This is a genomic window from Streptomyces sp. NPDC051940 (assembly GCF_040680895.1).
In the GTDB taxonomy this organism is placed as follows: domain Bacteria; phylum Actinomycetota; class Actinomycetes; order Streptomycetales; family Streptomycetaceae; genus Streptomyces.
The window spans coordinates 1-17,074 of sequence record NZ_JBFAXR010000162.1 but is presented as its reverse complement, the minus strand read 5'-3'; the positions used below and the strand labels follow the sequence as shown (position 1 = coordinate 17,074).

Annotated in this window: 15 protein-coding genes; 13 read left to right on the top strand and 2 right to left on the bottom strand. The window is 71.0% G+C overall.

The genetic code is table 11. The features are described 5' to 3' along the window. Positions 1 to 400: 400 nt before the first annotated feature. Together AB0M28_RS36165 and AB0M28_RS36160 are read right to left on the bottom strand one after the other, a co-directional pair. Positions 401 to 2,053: a hypothetical protein gene (locus AB0M28_RS36165; protein ID WP_365414337.1), complete on the bottom strand. Its 1,653-nt coding sequence runs from the start codon at positions 2,051 to 2,053 to the stop codon at positions 401 to 403. Between the two features lie 142 nt (positions 2,054 to 2,195). After that, entirely contained in the window at positions 2,196 to 4,394 is a 2,199-nt protein-coding gene (locus tag AB0M28_RS36160) for an elongation factor G-like protein EF-G2 (protein ID WP_365414335.1), read from the bottom strand. A 329-nt stretch (positions 4,395 to 4,723) separates the two neighbouring features. Here AB0M28_RS36160 and pgsA point away from each other — a divergent pair, with 329 nt between their 5' ends. From pgsA to secF, 13 genes are all read left to right on the top strand, one after another. After that, entirely contained in the window at positions 4,724 to 5,392 is a 669-nt protein-coding gene (pgsA, locus tag AB0M28_RS36155) for a phosphatidylinositol phosphate synthase (protein ID WP_365414333.1), read from the top strand. Continuing rightward, positions 5,389 to 6,282 carry a phosphatidylinositol mannoside acyltransferase gene (locus AB0M28_RS36150; protein WP_365414331.1) on the top strand — a complete coding sequence of 298 codons (894 nt, stop codon included), beginning with the start codon at positions 5,389 to 5,391 and terminating at the stop codon, positions 6,280 to 6,282. Before pgsA ends, AB0M28_RS36150 begins: the two co-directional genes overlap by 4 nt. Next, positions 6,279 to 7,448, top strand: coding sequence for a glycosyltransferase family 4 protein (locus AB0M28_RS36145; RefSeq protein ID WP_365414329.1), 1,170 nt, complete (start codon positions 6,279 to 6,281; stop codon positions 7,446 to 7,448). Before AB0M28_RS36150 ends, AB0M28_RS36145 begins: the two co-directional genes overlap by 4 nt. 40 nt (positions 7,449 to 7,488) lie before the next feature. Beyond that, positions 7,489 to 8,040, top strand: coding sequence for a hypothetical protein (locus AB0M28_RS36140; protein ID WP_365414327.1), 552 nt, complete (start codon positions 7,489 to 7,491; stop codon positions 8,038 to 8,040). Positions 8,041 to 8,544: 504 nt separating this feature from the next. Beyond that, entirely contained in the window at positions 8,545 to 9,450 is a 906-nt protein-coding gene (gene pdxS / locus AB0M28_RS36135; RefSeq protein WP_365414325.1) for a pyridoxal 5'-phosphate synthase lyase subunit PdxS, read from the top strand. 121 nt (positions 9,451 to 9,571) lie between these two features. Then, positions 9,572 to 10,159, top strand: a complete 588-nt coding sequence (gene pdxT, locus AB0M28_RS36130) for a pyridoxal 5'-phosphate synthase glutaminase subunit PdxT (RefSeq protein WP_365414323.1) — start codon at positions 9,572 to 9,574, stop codon at positions 10,157 to 10,159. 61 nt (positions 10,160 to 10,220) lie between these two features. Then, positions 10,221 to 10,973 (top strand): YebC/PmpR family DNA-binding transcriptional regulator, encoded by a 753-nt coding sequence (locus AB0M28_RS36125; RefSeq protein ID WP_365414321.1) that lies wholly within the window; start codon positions 10,221 to 10,223, stop codon positions 10,971 to 10,973. A 126-nt stretch (positions 10,974 to 11,099) separates the two neighbouring features. Continuing rightward, entirely contained in the window at positions 11,100 to 11,744 is a 645-nt protein-coding gene (ruvC, locus tag AB0M28_RS36120; RefSeq protein ID WP_365414319.1) for a crossover junction endodeoxyribonuclease RuvC, read from the top strand. Then, positions 11,741 to 12,364 (top strand): Holliday junction branch migration protein RuvA, encoded by a 624-nt coding sequence (gene ruvA, locus AB0M28_RS36115; protein WP_365414317.1) that lies wholly within the window; start codon positions 11,741 to 11,743, stop codon positions 12,362 to 12,364. The genes ruvC and ruvA overlap by 4 nt, the downstream gene beginning before the upstream one ends. Positions 12,365 to 12,544: 180 nt before the next feature. After that, positions 12,545 to 13,615, top strand: a complete 1,071-nt coding sequence (gene ruvB / locus AB0M28_RS36110) for a Holliday junction branch migration DNA helicase RuvB (RefSeq protein WP_365414315.1) — start codon at positions 12,545 to 12,547, stop codon at positions 13,613 to 13,615. Positions 13,616 to 13,861: 246 nt separating this feature from the next. Then, positions 13,862 to 14,320: a preprotein translocase subunit YajC gene (gene yajC, locus AB0M28_RS36105; protein ID WP_365414313.1), complete on the top strand. Its 459-nt coding sequence runs from the start codon at positions 13,862 to 13,864 to the stop codon at positions 14,318 to 14,320. A 122-nt stretch (positions 14,321 to 14,442) separates the two neighbouring features. Further along, a complete protein-coding gene (gene secD / locus AB0M28_RS36100) occupies positions 14,443 to 16,257 on the top strand; it encodes a protein translocase subunit SecD (protein ID WP_365414311.1) in 1,815 nt (604 codons plus the stop codon). A gap of 1 nt (position 16,258) precedes the next feature. Next, a partial coding sequence (secF, locus tag AB0M28_RS36095; protein WP_365414309.1) for a protein translocase subunit SecF occupies positions 16,259 to 17,074 on the top strand: 816 nt, incomplete at its 3' end.

Genomic DNA, 17,074 nt, shown 5'->3' with positions numbered 1-17,074 from the left:
GAGGACTGAGGCGCGGAGCGCCGAATCGCGCCGCAGGCGCCGGCGCAAAGCGCACGTTGCAGCGTGACCGCAGCACCACTCCAGCCCGTCCGGCGCCTGAGGACTGAAGCGCGCCGCAGGCGCCAGCGGGAACAGAGGCGTGCAGCGTGACCGCAGCACCCCCCAGCCGGTCCGGCGTTTGAGGACTGAGGCGCGGAGCGCCGAATCGCGCCGCAGGCGCCGGCGCAAAGCGCACGTTGCAGCGTGACCGCAGCACCACTCCAGCCCGTCCGGCGTTTGAGGACTGAGGCGCGCAGCGCCGAATCGCGCCGCAGGCGCCGGCGCAAAGCGCACGATGCAGCGGGCCGCACCACCACCCCAGCCCGTCCGGCGTCTGAGGACGGAGGCGCGCAGCGCCGTGTTACGCGTCGTAGAGGTCGGCCTTGCGGGGCTCCGCCCCCTGTATGGAGCCGCTCAAGAAGCGCGAGCGTTCGCCGAAGCGCTCCGTGTCCACGCCGTGTTCCGCGAGGACCCGCAGCGTGGCCGCGTGGACCACGCGCAGTACCGGGGTCGCCGCCCGCAGGGCGTCGTCGGCCATGAAGCGGTGGCGCCACGGCGGGTCCGCCCAGACGTGGCGCAGGCCGAAGGGCTCCGGGAGGGACAGGCTGCCGCCGGCCCAGTCGAGGAAGCCCGGCAGCCGGGTGAAGGGCGCCCGCACCGCCTGCCGTACGACCTCGCGCGCCGGCACGATCGGCAGGTTCACCGTCTTGGTCTCCCAGAACTTGAAGCTCTTGGCGACCTCTTTCGACGAGGGCGCCGGCTTCGTCGTGAACAGCGGATGCACCGGCCCCAGCGCGTGCCCGGTGACCTCCACGCGCAGTGTGTGGTGCAGCACGGTGACCGTCACCAGCATCGTGATGATCAGCTGACCGTCCCACAGGGTGAACTGCACGCCGAGATAGTGCCGTTCGCCGCTGCCGAACTGCTGCTCGTTGCAGATGCGCTGGACCTCGAAGTCCTTGACCTGGAACCGCTCGGTCTCGGGCCCGCTCGGCCGCGCCACGGACGACGCCTTCTCCCCGATCGGAGCGACCACCCAGTGCCGTATCGACGGCGGGGGGAAGCCGCCCGTGTGCACGGGCTTGCGCTCCAGCATGCGCAGCTGGTCGTGGATGGCCTTGACGACGTCCCAGCTGCGGAAGGGGTTGATGTCCGTGCCCGCCTCGCGCGGCACCAGGTCCTCCGCGAGCTGCCAGGCGCCCCAGCGCGTGCCCATGCCCAGTATCCCCTTGGGCCCGGCGTAGAAGACGACGTTGCTGCGCTGCTCCGCGGTGAGCTTGGCCAGCTGCTCCCGGAGGGCCTCCGCCGCCTTCTCGCCCGGCGTCCGCGGCACCGCCTCGGGCACCATCGCCGCGACGCTCCCGCCGCCGAGCAGCCCCGCCCAGTGCGAACGCAGCTCCTTCGCGGTGCGCTCGCAGACCTGCTTGGCCCACAGCCAGCCGACGACCGGTGCGACGAGCATCGCGCGGCCGTACACGCCGAGCGCGCCGCCGAGCGGCAGCCGGATGAAGACCAGCAGCGCCATGATGGCCAGCGCGGCGAGCGCCGCGAGACCGTAGGCGTTGACCTTCTTGTCCTGCGAGCCGGCGAAGGTGCGGCGCAGCCAGAACACGCCCAGCCACAGCAGCAGTCCGGGCAGGAACACCACGCCGAAGACCAGCATGATCAGGCTGAGCCTGGTGTCCCGCAGCCGGCGGATCCGGTTGGCCGACAGGCAGTGCTCGACGACGGTCTGCGGCTCCATGCCGAAGGACTGGATGACCTGCTTGCGCTTGGCGGCGAGCATCCGGGTCTGCACGGCGCGGGAGAACGCCTCGCCGAGGCTCGGCTCGAAGAGCTTGATCTTGCCGGCCTTGAACGCGGACTGGAACCAGTCGCTGTTGGCCTCGAGCAGCTTGGCCGGCTCGCCGTCCCGGTACGCGGCGGACGCCAGGGCGTTGGTCGCCGCGGTCTGTCCCGCCCCGCCGGCGATCGGCACCTCCGCCCCGGGTGGGAAGTCACTGCTCGACGCCACACTAGCCTCCACGTGAAAACGCTGGATGGTGCGGCCATTCCCAACTAAAGCCCCCCGCACACCTGATGTCCCAGGTTAGCGGGCCCCGGCGGCCCTCCGTGAGTTTTCCACAGGGGACCGGCCGGGGCCCGGCCAAGGCCGGTCAGCCCTTGTTCTCCTCCTGTTCCTGGATCTTCGTGGCGATCTGCGGCGGCATCGGCTCATGGCGTACGTACGTACGGCCGAAGCGGCCCGTGCCGTGCGACAGCGAGCGCAGATCGACTGCGTACCGCCCGATCTCGATCTCGGGCACCTCGGCCCGTACGAGCGTGCGTCCGAACCCCGCCTGCTCGGTGCCGACCACGCGGCCGCGGCGGCCGGACAGATCGCTCATCACCGGGCCGACGTACTCGTCGCCCACCATCACCTGCAGCTCCGCCACCGGCTCCAGCAGGTGGATACGGACCTGCGTCGCCGCTTCCCGCAGGGCCAGGGCGCCCGCCGTCTGGAACGCCGCGTCCGAGGAGTCCACCGAGTGGGCCTTGCCGTCGTGGAGGGTGATGCGGATGTCGACCAGCGGATAGCCCGTGGCGACGCCCTTCGCCGCCTGGGCCCGTACACCCTTCTCCACCGAGGGGATGAACTGGCGCGGCACCGCGCCGCCCACGACCTTGTCCACGAACTCGATGCCCGAGCCGCCCGGCAGCGGCTCCACCTCGATCTCGCAGATGGCGTACTGACCGTGGCCGCCGGACTGTTTCACATGCCGGCCGCGCGCTGTCGCCTTCCCGCCGAAGGTCTCGCGCAGGGAGACCCTGTGCGGCACCGCGTCGACCGCCACCCCGTAGCGGGTGCGCAGCCGCTCCAGCGCCACGTCCACATGCGCCTCGCCCAGGCACCACAGGACCACCTGACCGGTGTCCTGGTTCTGCTCCAGCTTCATCGTCGGGTCCTCGGCGACCAGCCGGGACAGGCCCTGCGAGAGCTTGTCCTCGTCGTGCTTGCTGTGCGCCTGGATGGCCACCGGCAGCAGCGGGTCGGGCATCAGCCAGGGCTCCATCAGCAGCGGGTCGTCCTTCGCCGAGACGGTGTCGCCCGTCTCGGCGCGGCTGAGCTTGGCCACGCAGGCGATGTCGCCGGCGAGGGCCTCGGTCAGCGGGCGCTGGTGTTTGCCGAAGGGGGAGGACAGGGCGCCGATCCGCTCGTCGACGTCGTGGTCCTCGTGTCCGCGGTCCTCCATGCCGTGTCCCGACACGTGCACGGTGGCGTCCGGGCGCAGGGTGCCGGAGAAGATGCGGATCAGCGACAGCCGGCCGACGTACGCGTCGGAGGACGTCTTGACCACCTCGGCGGCCAGCGGGCCGTCGGGATCGCACGTCAGCGGGGGCCGCGGCGCTCCCTGGGGCGTCGTCACGGCGGGGATCTCCCGCTCCTCGGGGGTCGGGAAGCCGCCGGTGATCAGTTCCAGCAGCTCGATCGTGCCCAGCCCCTGGGTGCCGCCCTCGTGGGCGGGCGCGGCGGCCAGCACCGGATGGAAGACGCCGCGCGCGACGGCCTTCTCCAGATCCTCGATCAGGGTCTTGATGTCGAGATCCTCGCCGCCGAGATAGCGGTCCATCAGGGTCTCGTCCTCGCTCTCGGCGATGATCCCCTCGATGAGCCGGTTGCGCGCCTCCTCGATGAGCGGCAGATGCTCGGGATCCGGCTCCCGTTCGACGCGCGCTCCTGAGGTGTAGTCGAAGACGCGCTGGGAGAGCAGGCCGATCAGCCCGGCGACCGGGGTGTGCCCGTCGGGCTGCTCCTCGCCGTGCAGGGGCAGGTAGAGGGGGAGTACGGCATCGGGGTCGTCACCGCCGAACACCCGCTGGCAGATCGCCGTCATCTCGTCGAAGTCCGCCCGTGCGGCGTCCAGGTGGGTGACGACCAGGGCCCGCGGCATGCCGACCGCCGCGCACTCCTCCCACACCATGCGGGTGGCGCCGTCGACGCCGTCCGCGGCCGAGACGATGAAAAGAGCCGCGTCCGCTGCCCGCAGACCGGCTCTGAGCTCCCCTACGAAATCGGCGTAGCCGGGAGTGTCCAGTACGTTGATCTTGATGCCGTTGAACTCCACCGGCACCAGTGACAGCTGCACGGAGCGCTGCTGCCGGTGTTCGATCTCGTCGTAGTCGGAGAGACAGCCCCCGTCCTCGACCCGTCCGGCCCGGTTCACGGCTCCCGAGGCCAGTGCCAGCGCTTCGACCAGTGTCGTCTTCCCGGATCCGCTATGGCCGACCAGCACCACATTCCGGATGGAGGAGGGCTGGGCGGCCGTGACTGCCCTGCCGGCGGCTCCGGGGTGTGCACTCGTTTTTTCACCCATGTGTAGTCCCGCCTTCCGAGGCTGGAAACCTTCGGTGGTTTCGAGCTTTCCACCGTGTTCGGGATGCGTCCATACGTCACACAAGGTGCGCCTTGTACGGGGCGGCGGCACGGGCCCGGCCTGTACGGCGTACAGTCCGGAAGGCCCCGGTAGTGCGGCACACCGGGCCCCGCGGTGCCGCACGTACGGCACCGGAGTGCACCCCGGCACCACCGTGGGGTGCGTGGGCGCGGGGCCGGGGACCCCTGGCTACGATGGGCGAGCCCATCGGCCCGGGCTTCTTCGACCGACGACCGGGGCCACCAGGTCCAGCAACCATCGGGAAGGCCATGCTGAACAAGTACGCGCGTGCTTTCTTCACGCGTGTTCTCACGCCGTTCGCCGCGTTTCTCCTGCGCAGGGGAGTGAGCCCGGACACGGTGACGCTCATCGGCACCGCCGGGGTGATGGTCGGCGCGCTGGCCTTCTACCCGCGGGGCGAGTTCTTCTGGGGCACGGTCGTCATCACCCTGTTCGTCTTCTCGGACCTGGTCGACGGGAACATGGCCCGCCAGGCGGGGACGTCCTCGCGCTGGGGCGCGTTCCTGGACTCGACGCTGGACCGGGTGGCGGACGCCGCGATCTTCGCCGGTTTCGCCCTCTGGTACGCCGGGGACGGCGACAGCATCACGCTGTGCGCGGTGGCCATCTTCTGCCTCGCGAGCGGCCAGGTCGTGTCGTACACCAAGGCCCGCGGCGAGAGCATCGGGCTGCCGGTCAACGTGAACGGGCTCGTGGAGCGCGCCGAGCGGCTGGTGATCTCCCTGGTGCTGGCGGGCTTCTCGGGGCTGCACAAGTTCGGCGTCCCCCATATCGACATCCTGCTTCCCATCGCACTGTGGGTGGTGGCCGTGGGCAGCCTCATTACGCTGGGGCAGCGGGTCGTCACCGTACGCCGTGAGTCCGCCGAGGCGGACGCCGCGGCGGCGGCGCCGGCGGAGCAGGGGGAGAACGCATGATCAAAGACCGTCTGGTCGACGGTGCGTACGGGGCGGGCTGGGCCGCCGTCAAACACCTCCCTGAGCCGGCCGCGAGGGCGCTCGGCAACCGGGTCGCCGACTTCGCGTACAAACGTGACGGCAAGGCCGTACAGCGGCTGCGCTCCAACCTCGCGCGGGTGCGGCCGGAGGCCACCGACGCGGAGCTGGCGGCGCTGACGCACGCCGGGATGCGCTCGTACCTGCGCTACTGGATGGAGGCCTTCCGGCTGCCCGCCTACAGCAAGCAGCAGATGCGCGACGGCTTCGACCCGAAGGACGCCCACTATCTGGAGGACGGGCTGGCGGAAGGCGGGGGCGTCATCCTCGCCCTGCCGCACATGGGCAACTGGGACATGGCCGGCGCCTGGGTCACCAGCAAGCTCGGCGTGCCCTTCACCACGGTCGCCGAGCGGCTGAAGCCGGAGTCGCTGTACGACCGGTTCGTGGCGTACCGCGAGAGCCTCGGGATGGAGGTCCTGCCGCACGCCGGCGCCAACGCCTTCGGCGTCCTGGCGCGGCGGCTGCGCGCCGGCGGGCTGGTGTGCCTGGTCGCCGACCGGGACCTGTCGGCGTCGGGCGTGGAGGTCGACTTCTTCGGCGCCACGGCGAAGATGCCGGCCGGGCCCGCGCTGCTCGCCCAGGCCACGGGGGCGAAGCTGCTGCCCGTCACCCTCTGGTACGACGACACGTCGATACTGCAGGGGCAGGTGCACCCCCCGGTCGAGGTACCGGAGAGCGGCACGCGGGCGGAGAAGACGGCCGTGATGACGCAGGCGACGGCGGACGTGTTCGCCGCGGGGATCGGCGAGCATCCCGAGGACTGGCACATGCTGCAGCGGTTCTGGCTCGAGGATCTGGAGCGGCGTTGAGGATCGGCATCGTCTGCCCGTACTCCTGGGACGTGCCGGGCGGCGTCCAGTTCCACGTCCGCGATCTCGCCGAGCACCTCATCGGGCGCGGCCACGAGGTGTCCGTCCTGGCGCCCGCCGACGACGGCACGGAACTGCCGCCGTACGTCGTCTCCGCGGGGCGGGCGGTGCCCGTGCCGTACAACGGCTCCGTCGCCCGGATCAACTTCGGCTTCCTGTCCGCCGCCCGGGTGCGGCGGTGGGTGCACGAGGGCGACTTCGACGTACTCCACATCCATGAGCCCGCCTCGCCGTCCCTCGCGCTGCTCGCCTGCTGGGCGGCGCAGGGGCCGATCGTCGGCACCTTCCACACCTCCAACCCGCGCTCGCGCGGGATGATCGCGGCGTATCCGATCCTGCAGTCCGCGCTGGAGAAGATCAGCGCGCGGATCGCGGTCAGCGAGTACGCGCGGCGGACGCTGGTCGAGCACCTGGGCGGCGACGCCGTCGTCATCCCCAACGGGGTGGACGTCGGCTTCTTCGACGGGGCGGAGCCCCGGCCGGAGTGGCAGGGCGGCACCCTCGGCTTCGTCGGGCGGATCGACGAACCGCGCAAGGGCCTGCCGGTGCTCATGCGGGCGCTGCCGCGGATCGTGGCGGAGCTGCCGCAGACGCGGCTGCTGGTCGCCGGGCGCGGCGACGCGGAGGAGGCCGTCGCGGGGCTGCCGAAGGAGCTGCGGGAGCGGGTCGAGTTCCTCGGGATGGTCACCGACGAGGACAAGGCGCGCTTCCTGAGCAGCGTCGATGTGTACGTCGCGCCGAACACCGGCGGCGAGTCCTTCGGGATCATCCTGGTCGAGGCCATGTCGGCGGGCGCGCCGGTGCTCGCGAGCGACCTCGACGCGTTCGCCCAGGTGCTCGACGGCGGGCAGGCGGGGCAGCTGTTCGCGAACGAGGACGCGGACGACCTGGCGGCGAAGGCCGTCGAGCTGCTGAAGGATCCCGCGCGGCGCGAGGAGCTGCGCTCGGCCGGGCGGCGGCATGTGCAGCGCTTCGACTGGTCGACGGTAGGGGCGGACATCCTGTCCGTCTACGAGACGGTCACCCAGGGGGCGGCGTCCGTGGCGGAGGACGAGCGCGTCGGGCTGTGGAGCCGGCTGGGGCTGGCCCGCGAGGGGCGGGACTAGCCGCGGGAGGGGTGGGACCGGGGCGGTAGCCTCGTCGCTCGTGGACTTCCCTTTGTCGTTGCTCTGGATCGCCGTCGGCCTGTTTCTCATCGGGGTCTATCTGAGCTGGACGGCCGGCCGGCTCGACCGGCTGCACACCCGCATCGACGCCTCCCGGGCCGCGCTGGACGCACAGCTGCTGCGGCGGGCCTCCGTCACCCAGGAGCTGGCCACCAGCGGGGTGCTGGACCCGGCCGCCGCCATGGTGCTCTACCAGGCGGCGCACGCCGCGCGGCAGGCGGAGGAGGAGCAGCGCGAGGTCGCGGAGAGCGAGCTCAGCCAGGCGCTGCGGGCGGTCTTCGACGAGCCGGAGCAGATCGAGGCGGTACGGCGGGCTCCCGGCGGGCCCGAGTCGATCGACGAGCTGGCGGAGGCGGCGCGGAAGGTGCCTATGGCGCGGCGCTTCCACAATGACGCTGTGCGGGCTGCGCGGGCCTTGCGGCGGCATCGTAAGGTGCGGTGGTTCCGGCTTGCGGGGCATGCGGCGTTTCCGTTGGCGGTCGAGATGGATGATGAGCCGCCGGTGGCTCTCACCGTGCGGGGTGTGCGGTAGCGGGTCTCGGCTCGCCTTGCGCTGCGGGGGCTTCGCCCCCGGGCCCCGAATCGGCGCTTCGCGCCTCTGGCCTCAAACGCCGGCCGGGCTGTATTGGCGCTTCGCGCCTCGGCCTCAGACGCCGGCCGGGCTGTGTCGGCGCTTCGCGCCTCGGCCTCAGACGCCGGCCTGGCTGTTGTGCGTTTCTCGCCTCGTTCTCGTGGGTGCGGCCGGGCTGTATTGGCGCTTCGCGCCTCGGCCTCAGACGTCGGCCGGGCTTGATCGGCGTTTCTCGCCTCGCTCTGATGGGTGCCGTCGGGGGGCGCCCCTCCTGGCGGGTCCGGCGGGGGACCCCAGGTGGGTGTAGGGGGCCCCTGGGGGCCACGGCCTTGGGATTGGCTCTTTACCCGTGGGTGCTGCCTGCGGTTCTCTGGCGTACGGGTCGCCACCGCCATGGTCGGGGCTGTGCCCGAACCCGCCTACGATAGGTACATCGCACCATTCGTCACACGAGTGAGGTCAACCGTGTCCAGCAACACCTCTCAGGCCCCCGAGACCGGCACCGCCCGCGTGAAGCGCGGCATGGCCGAGCAGCTCAAGGGCGGCGTGATCATGGACGTCGTCACGCCGGAGCAGGCGAAGATCGCCGAGGACGCGGGCGCCGTCGCGGTCATGGCCCTGGAGCGGGTTCCCGCCGACATCCGTAAGGACGGCGGCGTGGCCCGGATGTCCGACCCGGACATGATCGAGGGCATCATCAGCGCCGTCTCGATCCCCGTCATGGCCAAGTCGCGCATCGGCCACTTCGTCGAGGCCCAGGTCCTGCAGTCGCTGGGTGTGGACTACATCGACGAGTCCGAGGTGCTGACCCCGGCCGACGAGGTCAACCACTCCGACAAGTGGTCCTTCACCACCCCCTTCGTCTGCGGCGCCACCAACCTGGGCGAGGCCCTGCGCCGGATCGCCGAGGGCGCGGCCATGATCCGTTCCAAGGGCGAGGCCGGCACCGGCAACGTCGTCGAGGCGGTCCGCCACCTGCGCCAGATCAAGAACGAGATCGCCCAGCTGCGCGGCCTGGACAACCACGAGCTGTACGCCGCCGCCAAGGAGCTGCGCGCCCCGTACGAGATCGTCGCCGAGGTCGCCAAGCTCGGGAAGCTGCCTGTCGTCCTCTTCTCCGCCGGTGGCGTCGCCACCCCGGCCGACGCCGCGCTGATGCGCCAGCTCGGCGCCGAGGGCGTCTTCGTCGGCTCCGGCATCTTCAAGTCGGGCGACCCGGCCAAGCGCGCCGCCGCCATCGTGAAGGCCACCACCTTCTTCGACGACCCGAAGATCATCGCGGACGCCTCCCGCAACCTGGGCGAGGCCATGGTCGGCATCAACTGCGACACCCTCCCCGAGGCCGAGCGCTACGCCAACCGCGGCTGGTAATCCAGCGCCACCCGTGCAGGGCGGCCCGGTCCTTCTCCTCTGCGGACGGGCCGGGCCGTCCGCGCGTGTTCCCACCGTCGGCCGCACCGGGCCGGCGCAACCCCGAGAGAGGTCCCGCCCCGTGTCCCCCGTCATCGGTGTCCTCGCCCTGCAGGGCGACGTCCGTGAGCATCTGGCCGCGCTCGAGGCCGCCGGCGCCGACGCCGTTTCCGTCCGCCGCCCCGAGGAGCTGGCCGCGGTCGACGGCCTGGTGCTGCCGGGCGGCGAGTCCACCACGATCTCCAAGCTCGCCATCGCCTTCGGGCTGATGGAGCCGCTGCGCGAGCGGGTGCGGGCCGGGATGCCCGCGTACGGCTCCTGCGCCGGCATGATCATGCTGGCCGACAAGATCCTCGACCCCCGGTCCGGTCAGGAGACCATCGGCGGCATCGACATGATCGTCCGCCGTAACGCCTTCGGGCGCCAGAACGAGTCCTTCGAGGCGGCCGTCGACGTGGCGGGCATCGAGGGCGGACCGGTCGAGGGCGTCTTCATCCGCGCCCCGTGGGTCGAGTCGGTCGGCGCCCGCGCCGAGGTCCTCGCGCGTTACGGCGACCACGCGGTGGCCGTCCGCCAGGACAACCTCCTCGCCACGTCCTTCCACCCGGAGCTGACAGGCGACCACCGGGTGCACCAGCTGTTCACGGCGATGGTGCGCGCGGCACGGTGACGCGATCCCGGTAGGATCCAGTCGTTCGTCTCTCCGTAGTGTCGTTGAATGGAGCAATGCCGTGTCCGGCCACTCTAAGTGGGCAACCACCAAGCACAAGAAGGCCGTGATCGACGCCAAGCGAGGAAAGCTCTTCGCGAAGCTGATCAAGAACGTGGAGGTCGCGGCCCGGATGGGCGGCGCCGACCTCGAGGGCAACCCCACGCTCTACGACGCGGTGCAGAAGGCCAAGAAGTCGTCCGTTCCCAACAAGAACATCGACTCGGCCATCAAGCGCGGAGCCGGTCTCGAGGCCGGTGGCGCCGACTACGAGACGATCATGTACGAGGGCTACGGGCCGAACGGCGTCGCCGTCCTCATCGAGTGCCTCACGGACAACCGCAACCGCGCGGCGTCCGACGTCCGCGTCGCGATGACCCGCAACGGCGGCTCGATGGCCGACCCGGGCTCCGTGTCGTACCTCTTCAACCGCAAGGGCGTCGTGATCGTCCCCAAGGGCGAGCTGTCCGAGGACGACGTCCTCGGCGCGGTCCTCGACGCGGGTGCGGAGGAGGTCAACGACCTGGGCGAGTCCTTCGAGGTGCTCTCCGAGGCGACCGACCTCGTCGGCGTCCGTACGGCGCTGCAGGAGGCGGGCATCGACTACGACTCGGCCGAGGCGAACTTCGTCCCGACGATGCAGGTCGAGCTCGACGAGGAGGGCGCGCGGAAGATCTTCCGGCTCATCGACGCCCTCGAGGACTCCGACGACGTGCAGAACGTCTTCGCGAACTTCGACGTGTCGGACGAGATCATGGAGAAGGTCGACGCGTAGGGCTCACGCCCCCTGGGCCGCGCCAGCGCTCGGGCCGCCCCGGCCCAGCGCGCAGCGTGGCCTGGGCGGGGATGTCGGTGGGAGCGGCTAGCCTGCACGTACGGTGAGAGGCAGGGGGCTGGCGACGTGCGGGTGTTTGGTGTCGACCCGGGGTTGACGCGGTGCGGGGTGGGTGTCGTGGACGGCACCCCGGGCCGGGCGCTGCGCATGGTCGCGGTGGGGGTGGTGAGGACGCCTCCCGAGGCTCCCGTGCACGAGCGCCTGCTGCTGATCGAGCAGGGTCTCGAGACCTGGCTCGACGACCACGCGCCCGACGTCGTCGCCGTCGAGCGCGTCTTCAGCCAGCACAACGTCCGCACCGTCATGGGCACCGCCCAGGCGAGCGCCGCGGCGATGCTCGCAGCCGCGCGTCGCGGCCTCCCGGTCGCCCTGCACACGCCCAGCGAGGTCAAGGCCGCCGTCACCGGCACAGGCCGCGCCGACAAGGCCCAGGTCGGCGCCATGGTCACCCGGCTGCTGCGCCTCGACGCCCCGCCGAAGCCCGCGGACGCGGCCGACGCCCTCGCCCTCGCGATCTGCCATATCTGGCGGGCCCCGGCCCAGGAGCGGCTGCGCCAGGCGCAGGCCGCGCTGACCCCCGCGCAGGAGCAGCTGCGTCAGGCCCGCGAGGCGGCCGCTCGTACCCAGGAGCGCATCCGTCAGGCCCTCGCGGCGACGGAGAACGAAAACCCGGCGGCAGTCGCCGCCCGTCACCCGAAGGGTCGCCCATGATCGCCTTCGTCAGCGGCCCCGTGGCCGCCCTCGCCCCCGACACCGCGGTGATCCAGGTCGGCGGGATCGGCATGGCCGTCCAGTGCACGCCCGGCACGCTGGCCGGGCTGCGCCTGGGGGAGGAGGCGAAGCTGGCCACGTCCCTGGTGGTACGGGAGGACTCGCTGACCCTCTACGGGTTCGCCGACGACGACGAGCGCCAGGTGTTCGAGCTGCTGCAGACCGCCAGCGGCGTGGGGCCGCGGCTGGCCCAGGCGATGCTCGCGGTGCACAGCCCCGACGCCCTGCGGGTGGCCGTGGCCACCGGTGATGAGAAGGCCCTGACGGCCGTTCCGGGCATCGGCAAGAAGGGCGCGCAGAAGCTGCTGCTGGAGCTGAGGGACCGGCTCGGCGAGCCGGTGGGCTCCGGTTCGTCGTCCCTGATCGGTCGTCAGGCGCTCGCCACCGTGCCGGCCGGCTGGCGCGAGCAGGTGCACGCGGCCCTCACGGGGCTGGGCTATGCGCCGCGCGACGCTGAGAGCGCCGTGGACGCGGTCGCGCCGGAGGCGGAGGGGGACGGGGCGCCGGACGTGGGGCGGTTGCTGCGTTCCGCGCTTCAGTCGTTGAACCGCGGGCGGTGAGGGTCGTGGGCCTGCGAGCGGGATGGTCGGCGTCGTGATTCCGTCATTCAGTCGAACCCAGGTAAAACGCCGGTCTGTTCGATGTTCAGGGAATCCGACCTTCGGTCGGACGGGCGTGATCCGGGAATGCCGTACAAGCAAGTGCAACCGCAGACAATTCGCGACCCGAGGTGACCGCACGTGACATGGGACGACGCCCGCCACAGTGACGACGAGGCCGTTCAGAACCGCCTTGTTGGCGCGGACGCCGATCGCGACGACGAAGCCGTCGAAGCCGCGCTGCGTCCCAAGAACCTCGGTGAGTTCATCGGGCAGGAACGCGTCCGTGAGCAGCTTGATCTGGTTCTGCGGGCCGCGCGCCAGCGCGGGGGTACCGCGGATCATGTGCTGCTGTCCGGATCGCCCGGGCTGGGCAAGACCACCCTCGCGATGATCGTCGCCGCGGAGATGGGCGCGCCCATCCGGATCACGTCGGGTCCGGCCATCCAGCACGCCGGGGATCTGGCCGCCATCCTGTCCTCCCTCCAGGAGGGCGAGGTGCTCTTCCTCGACGAGATCCACCGGATGTCGCGTCCGGCGGAGGAAATGCTCTATATGGCGATGGAGGACTTCCGCGTCGACGTGATCGTGGGAAAGGGCCCCGGCGCCACCGCGATTCCGCTGGAACTGCCGCCCTTCACGCTCGTCGGCGCCACCACCCGGGCCGGGCTGCTGCCGCCGCCGCTGCGCGACCGCTTCGGTTTCACCGGGCACATGGAGTTCTACGCCCCGCACGAGCTGGAGCAGGTGATCCACCGCTCCGCCGGACTGCTGGACGTACACATCGACGCCGAGGGCGCCGCCGAGATCGCCGGCCGCTCGCGCGGCACGCCCCGTATCGCCAACCGGCTGCTGCGCCGTGTACGGGACTACGCCCAGGTGAAGGCCGACGGCGCGATCACCAGGGAGGTCGCCGGCCGGGCGCTGGAGGTGTACGAGGTGGACGCGCGCGGTCTGGACCGGCTGGACCGCGCCGTGCTGCACGCCCTGCTCAAGCTGTTCGGCGGCGGCCCCGTCGGCCTGTCCACGCTGTCCGTCGCCGTGGGGGAGGAGCGGGAGACCGTCGAAGAGGTCGCCGAGCCGTTCCTCGTCCGCGAGGGGCTGCTGGCGCGCACCCCGCGCGGCCGTGTCGCCACCCCGGCGGCCTGGGCGCATCTGGGCCTTGTCCCGCCCCAGGGCTCCGGCGGCGTGCAGCAGACCCTGCTCCCGTAGCGCCCGGCGCCCCTCCCGAAGTGGCGCAAACCACGCCGTCCCGGACACGGCCCGTGCGGCGCCTGCGCTGTGACCCGGGCGACGGCGCGGATATTGGCCAGTCCAGGAACCCCGGTGCCATGCTGGGCGTTGTTCATCAGGTGGGGACTGGCTTAGACTCCGCCGACGTCCATCCGTATACCGGACGACGTACCGTCCCCGAATTCGAGGCCGTGAATTCGGCCATAAAAGGAAAATCCGGACACCGTGGAAATTCTACTTCCGTTCATCATCCTGATCGGGGCCATGCTGCTCATGACCCGGTCGGCGAAGAATAAGCAGCGCCAGGCCATGCAGATGCGGAACAGCATGGAGCCGGGCTCTGGCGTGCGGACCATCGGCGGCATGTACGCCGTGGTCAAGGAGGTCCACGAGGACTCCGTTCTCCTCGAGGTGGCCCCCGGCGTGCACGCGATCTACGCGAAGAACGCCATCGGCGCCATCCTCGACGACGAGGAGTACAACCGGATCGTGCACGGCGCGGAGCCGAAGTCCGACGACCTGCCGCCGGTCCCCGAGGACGCCTCGTCCCTCACCGAGTCCGAGTCCGAGACCGGGTCCGAGTCCGAGGCCGGGACCGCGGACGCCGCCCCGGAGATCGACCTGGGCAAGCGCACCGATGAGGCTGCGGACGGCGATGACCAGGACGGCACCGAGAAGAAGTGACCGGACCCGGCCGGCCCTGGAGGCCGCCGGGTTCCGTCGGGGTGTCCTCATAGCAGACTTCCGCCGGCCCGCGTCCGTCTGAAACGGCCGCGGGTACGGCGCCGGACAGGAGAATCGACAAGGTGGCAGCACCGAACAGGGGCCGCGGGGCCCAGGGAACACAGAGCCGGCCCTTGCGGCCGCTGCTGGTCATCCTGATCGCCCTCGTCGCGCTCACCGGAGGGATGTTCCTCTCCGGCCACAAGACGCCGCGGCTGGGCATCGACCTCGCCGGCGGTACGAGCATCACGCTCGAGGCCAAGGAGCAGCCTGGCAAGAAGGGCGCGATCAACGCCGAGAACATGAACACGGCGGTGAACATCATCGAGCGCCGTGTGAACGGTCTCGGTGTGTCCGAGGCCGAGGTCCAGACCCAGGGCGACAAGCACATCATCGTCAACATCCCCAAGGGCACGGACCAGGCCGAGGCGCGACAGCAGGTCGGCACCACGGCCAAGCTGTACTTCCGCCCGGTGCTGGCGGTGGACTACAGCGGCGCGAACCCGGCGCCGTCGGGGAGCGCGAGCTCCAGCCCCTCCCCGAACGCCTCCTCGTCCTCGTCGGCGACCCCCAAGGCCGACTCCTCGGCGACTCCGAAGGCCGACTCCTCCGCCTCCCCCTCGGCCAGCTCCACCACCCAGGGGCGCGCGCTCACCCAGGGCCTGAAGGCGCAGGACAGCTCCCCGAGCGCCTCCACCTCCCCGAAGGCGTCCGCGACGCCCGAGGCGTCCTCCTCGGCCCCCGCCGACGCCACCACCGACCCCGGGGCGGCAGCCGGCGGGGTCACCACGGACCAGCAGGCCGCGCTCGCCGCGCTCGACTGCACCACCCCGGCGAAGCGCGCCCAGGCCGCCGAGAAGGCCGCCGCGGCGACCGAGAAGGACACGATCGTCGCCTGCGACCAGGACGGCGCCCAGAAGTACGTCCTCGGCCCGGCCGCCGTCCTCGGCACGGACGTCGACAAGGCCCAGGCCTCGTACGACACCCAGCAGGGCCGCGGCTGGATCGTGAACATGGACTTCACCGGCAAGGGCGGCAAGAAGTTCGCCTCCGTCACCGGTGACATCTCCGCCAAGGCCGACCCGCAGAACCGCTTCGCGATCGAGCTCGACGGCGAGGTCGTCTCCGCCCCGTCCGTCAGCCAGGCGATCAGCGGCGGCCAGGCGTTCATCGAGGGCAGCTTCGACCAGAAGTCGGCCGAGTCCCTGGCGAACGTGCTGTCCTACGGCGCCCTGCCGCTGACCTTCGACGAGGCCTCCGTGGACACGGTGTCCGCGGCGCTCGGCTCCGACCAGCTGCACGCGGGTCTGATCGCCGGTGCCATCGGCCTCGCGCTGGTCGTGATCTACCTGGTCTTCTACTACCGGGGCCTGTCGCTCATCGCGATCGCCAGCCTCATGGTGTCCGCCGCCCTGACCTACACGATCATGGCGCTCCTCGGCCCGACCATCGGCTTCGCGCTGAACCTGCCGGCGGTCTGCGGCGCCATCGTGGCGATCGGTATCACCGCCGACTCGTTCATCGTGTACTTCGAGAGAATCCGCGACGAGATCCGGCATGGGCGCTCCCTGCAGCCCGCCGTCGAGCGTGCCTGGCCGCGCGCCCGGCGTACGATCCTCGTCTCCGACTTCGTGTCGTTCCTGGCCGCCGCGGTGCTGTTCGCCGTGACCGTGGGCAAGGTGCAGGGCTTCGCCTTCACCCTGGGTCTGACCACGGTCCTCGACGTCGTCGTGGTCTTCCTCTTCACGAAGCCGCTGATGACGATCCTGGCCCGCACCAAGTTCTTCGGCAGTGGGCATCCCTGGTCCGGTCTGGACCCGAGGCGTCTCGGGGTGCAGCCCCCGATCCGCCGCGGCCGCCGCTCCTCCGCTCCGCTCGACCTGACGAAGGAGGCGTGAGATGTCGCGACTCGGCACTCTTGGCGCCAGGCTCTACCGCGGTGAGGTCGGCTACGACTTCGTCGGCAAGCGGTTCCTCTGGTACGGCATCTCCATCCTGATCACCATCGTGGCGATCGCCGGCTTCATGGTCCGCGGCCTGAACATGGGCATCGAGTTCGAGGGCGGCGCGGTCTTCACCACGCCGAAGGGCACGACCGTCTCGGTCGAGCACGCCCAGGAGGCCGCGGAGAAGGCCTCCGGCCACCAGGCGATCGTCCAGGAGCTGGGCGGCAACAAGCTGCGCATCCAGGTCGCCGGGATCGAGACCGCCCAGTCGGACAAGGTCCGCGAGGCCCTCGCCGACGACTTCGGGATCAAGGACGCCGGCCAGATCGACGCCCAGCTCGTCGGCCCCAGCTGGGGTGAGGAGATCGCCAGCAAGGCCTGGCAGGGTCTGTGGATCTTCATGGTCCTGGTGGTGATCTACCTCGCGATCGCCTTCGAATGGAGAATGGCGGTCGCGGCGCTCATCGCCCTGATCCACGACCTCACGATCACCGTCGGCGTGTACGCGCTGGTGGGCTTCGAGGTCACGCCGGGTACGGTGATCGGTCTGCTGACCATCCTCGGCTACTCCCTCTACGACACCGTCGTGGTCTTCGACGGTCTGAAGGAGAGCAGCAAGGACTTCACGAAGCAGACCCAGTTCACCTACCGCGAGCTGGCCAACCGCTCGCTCACCGCCGAGCTGCAGCACCAGGCAGATCACGACGTAACCGAGCTGGTTGGTGAACGTCGTCCAGAAGGTGCTGTCGCCGGTGAGCAGGTACCGGTA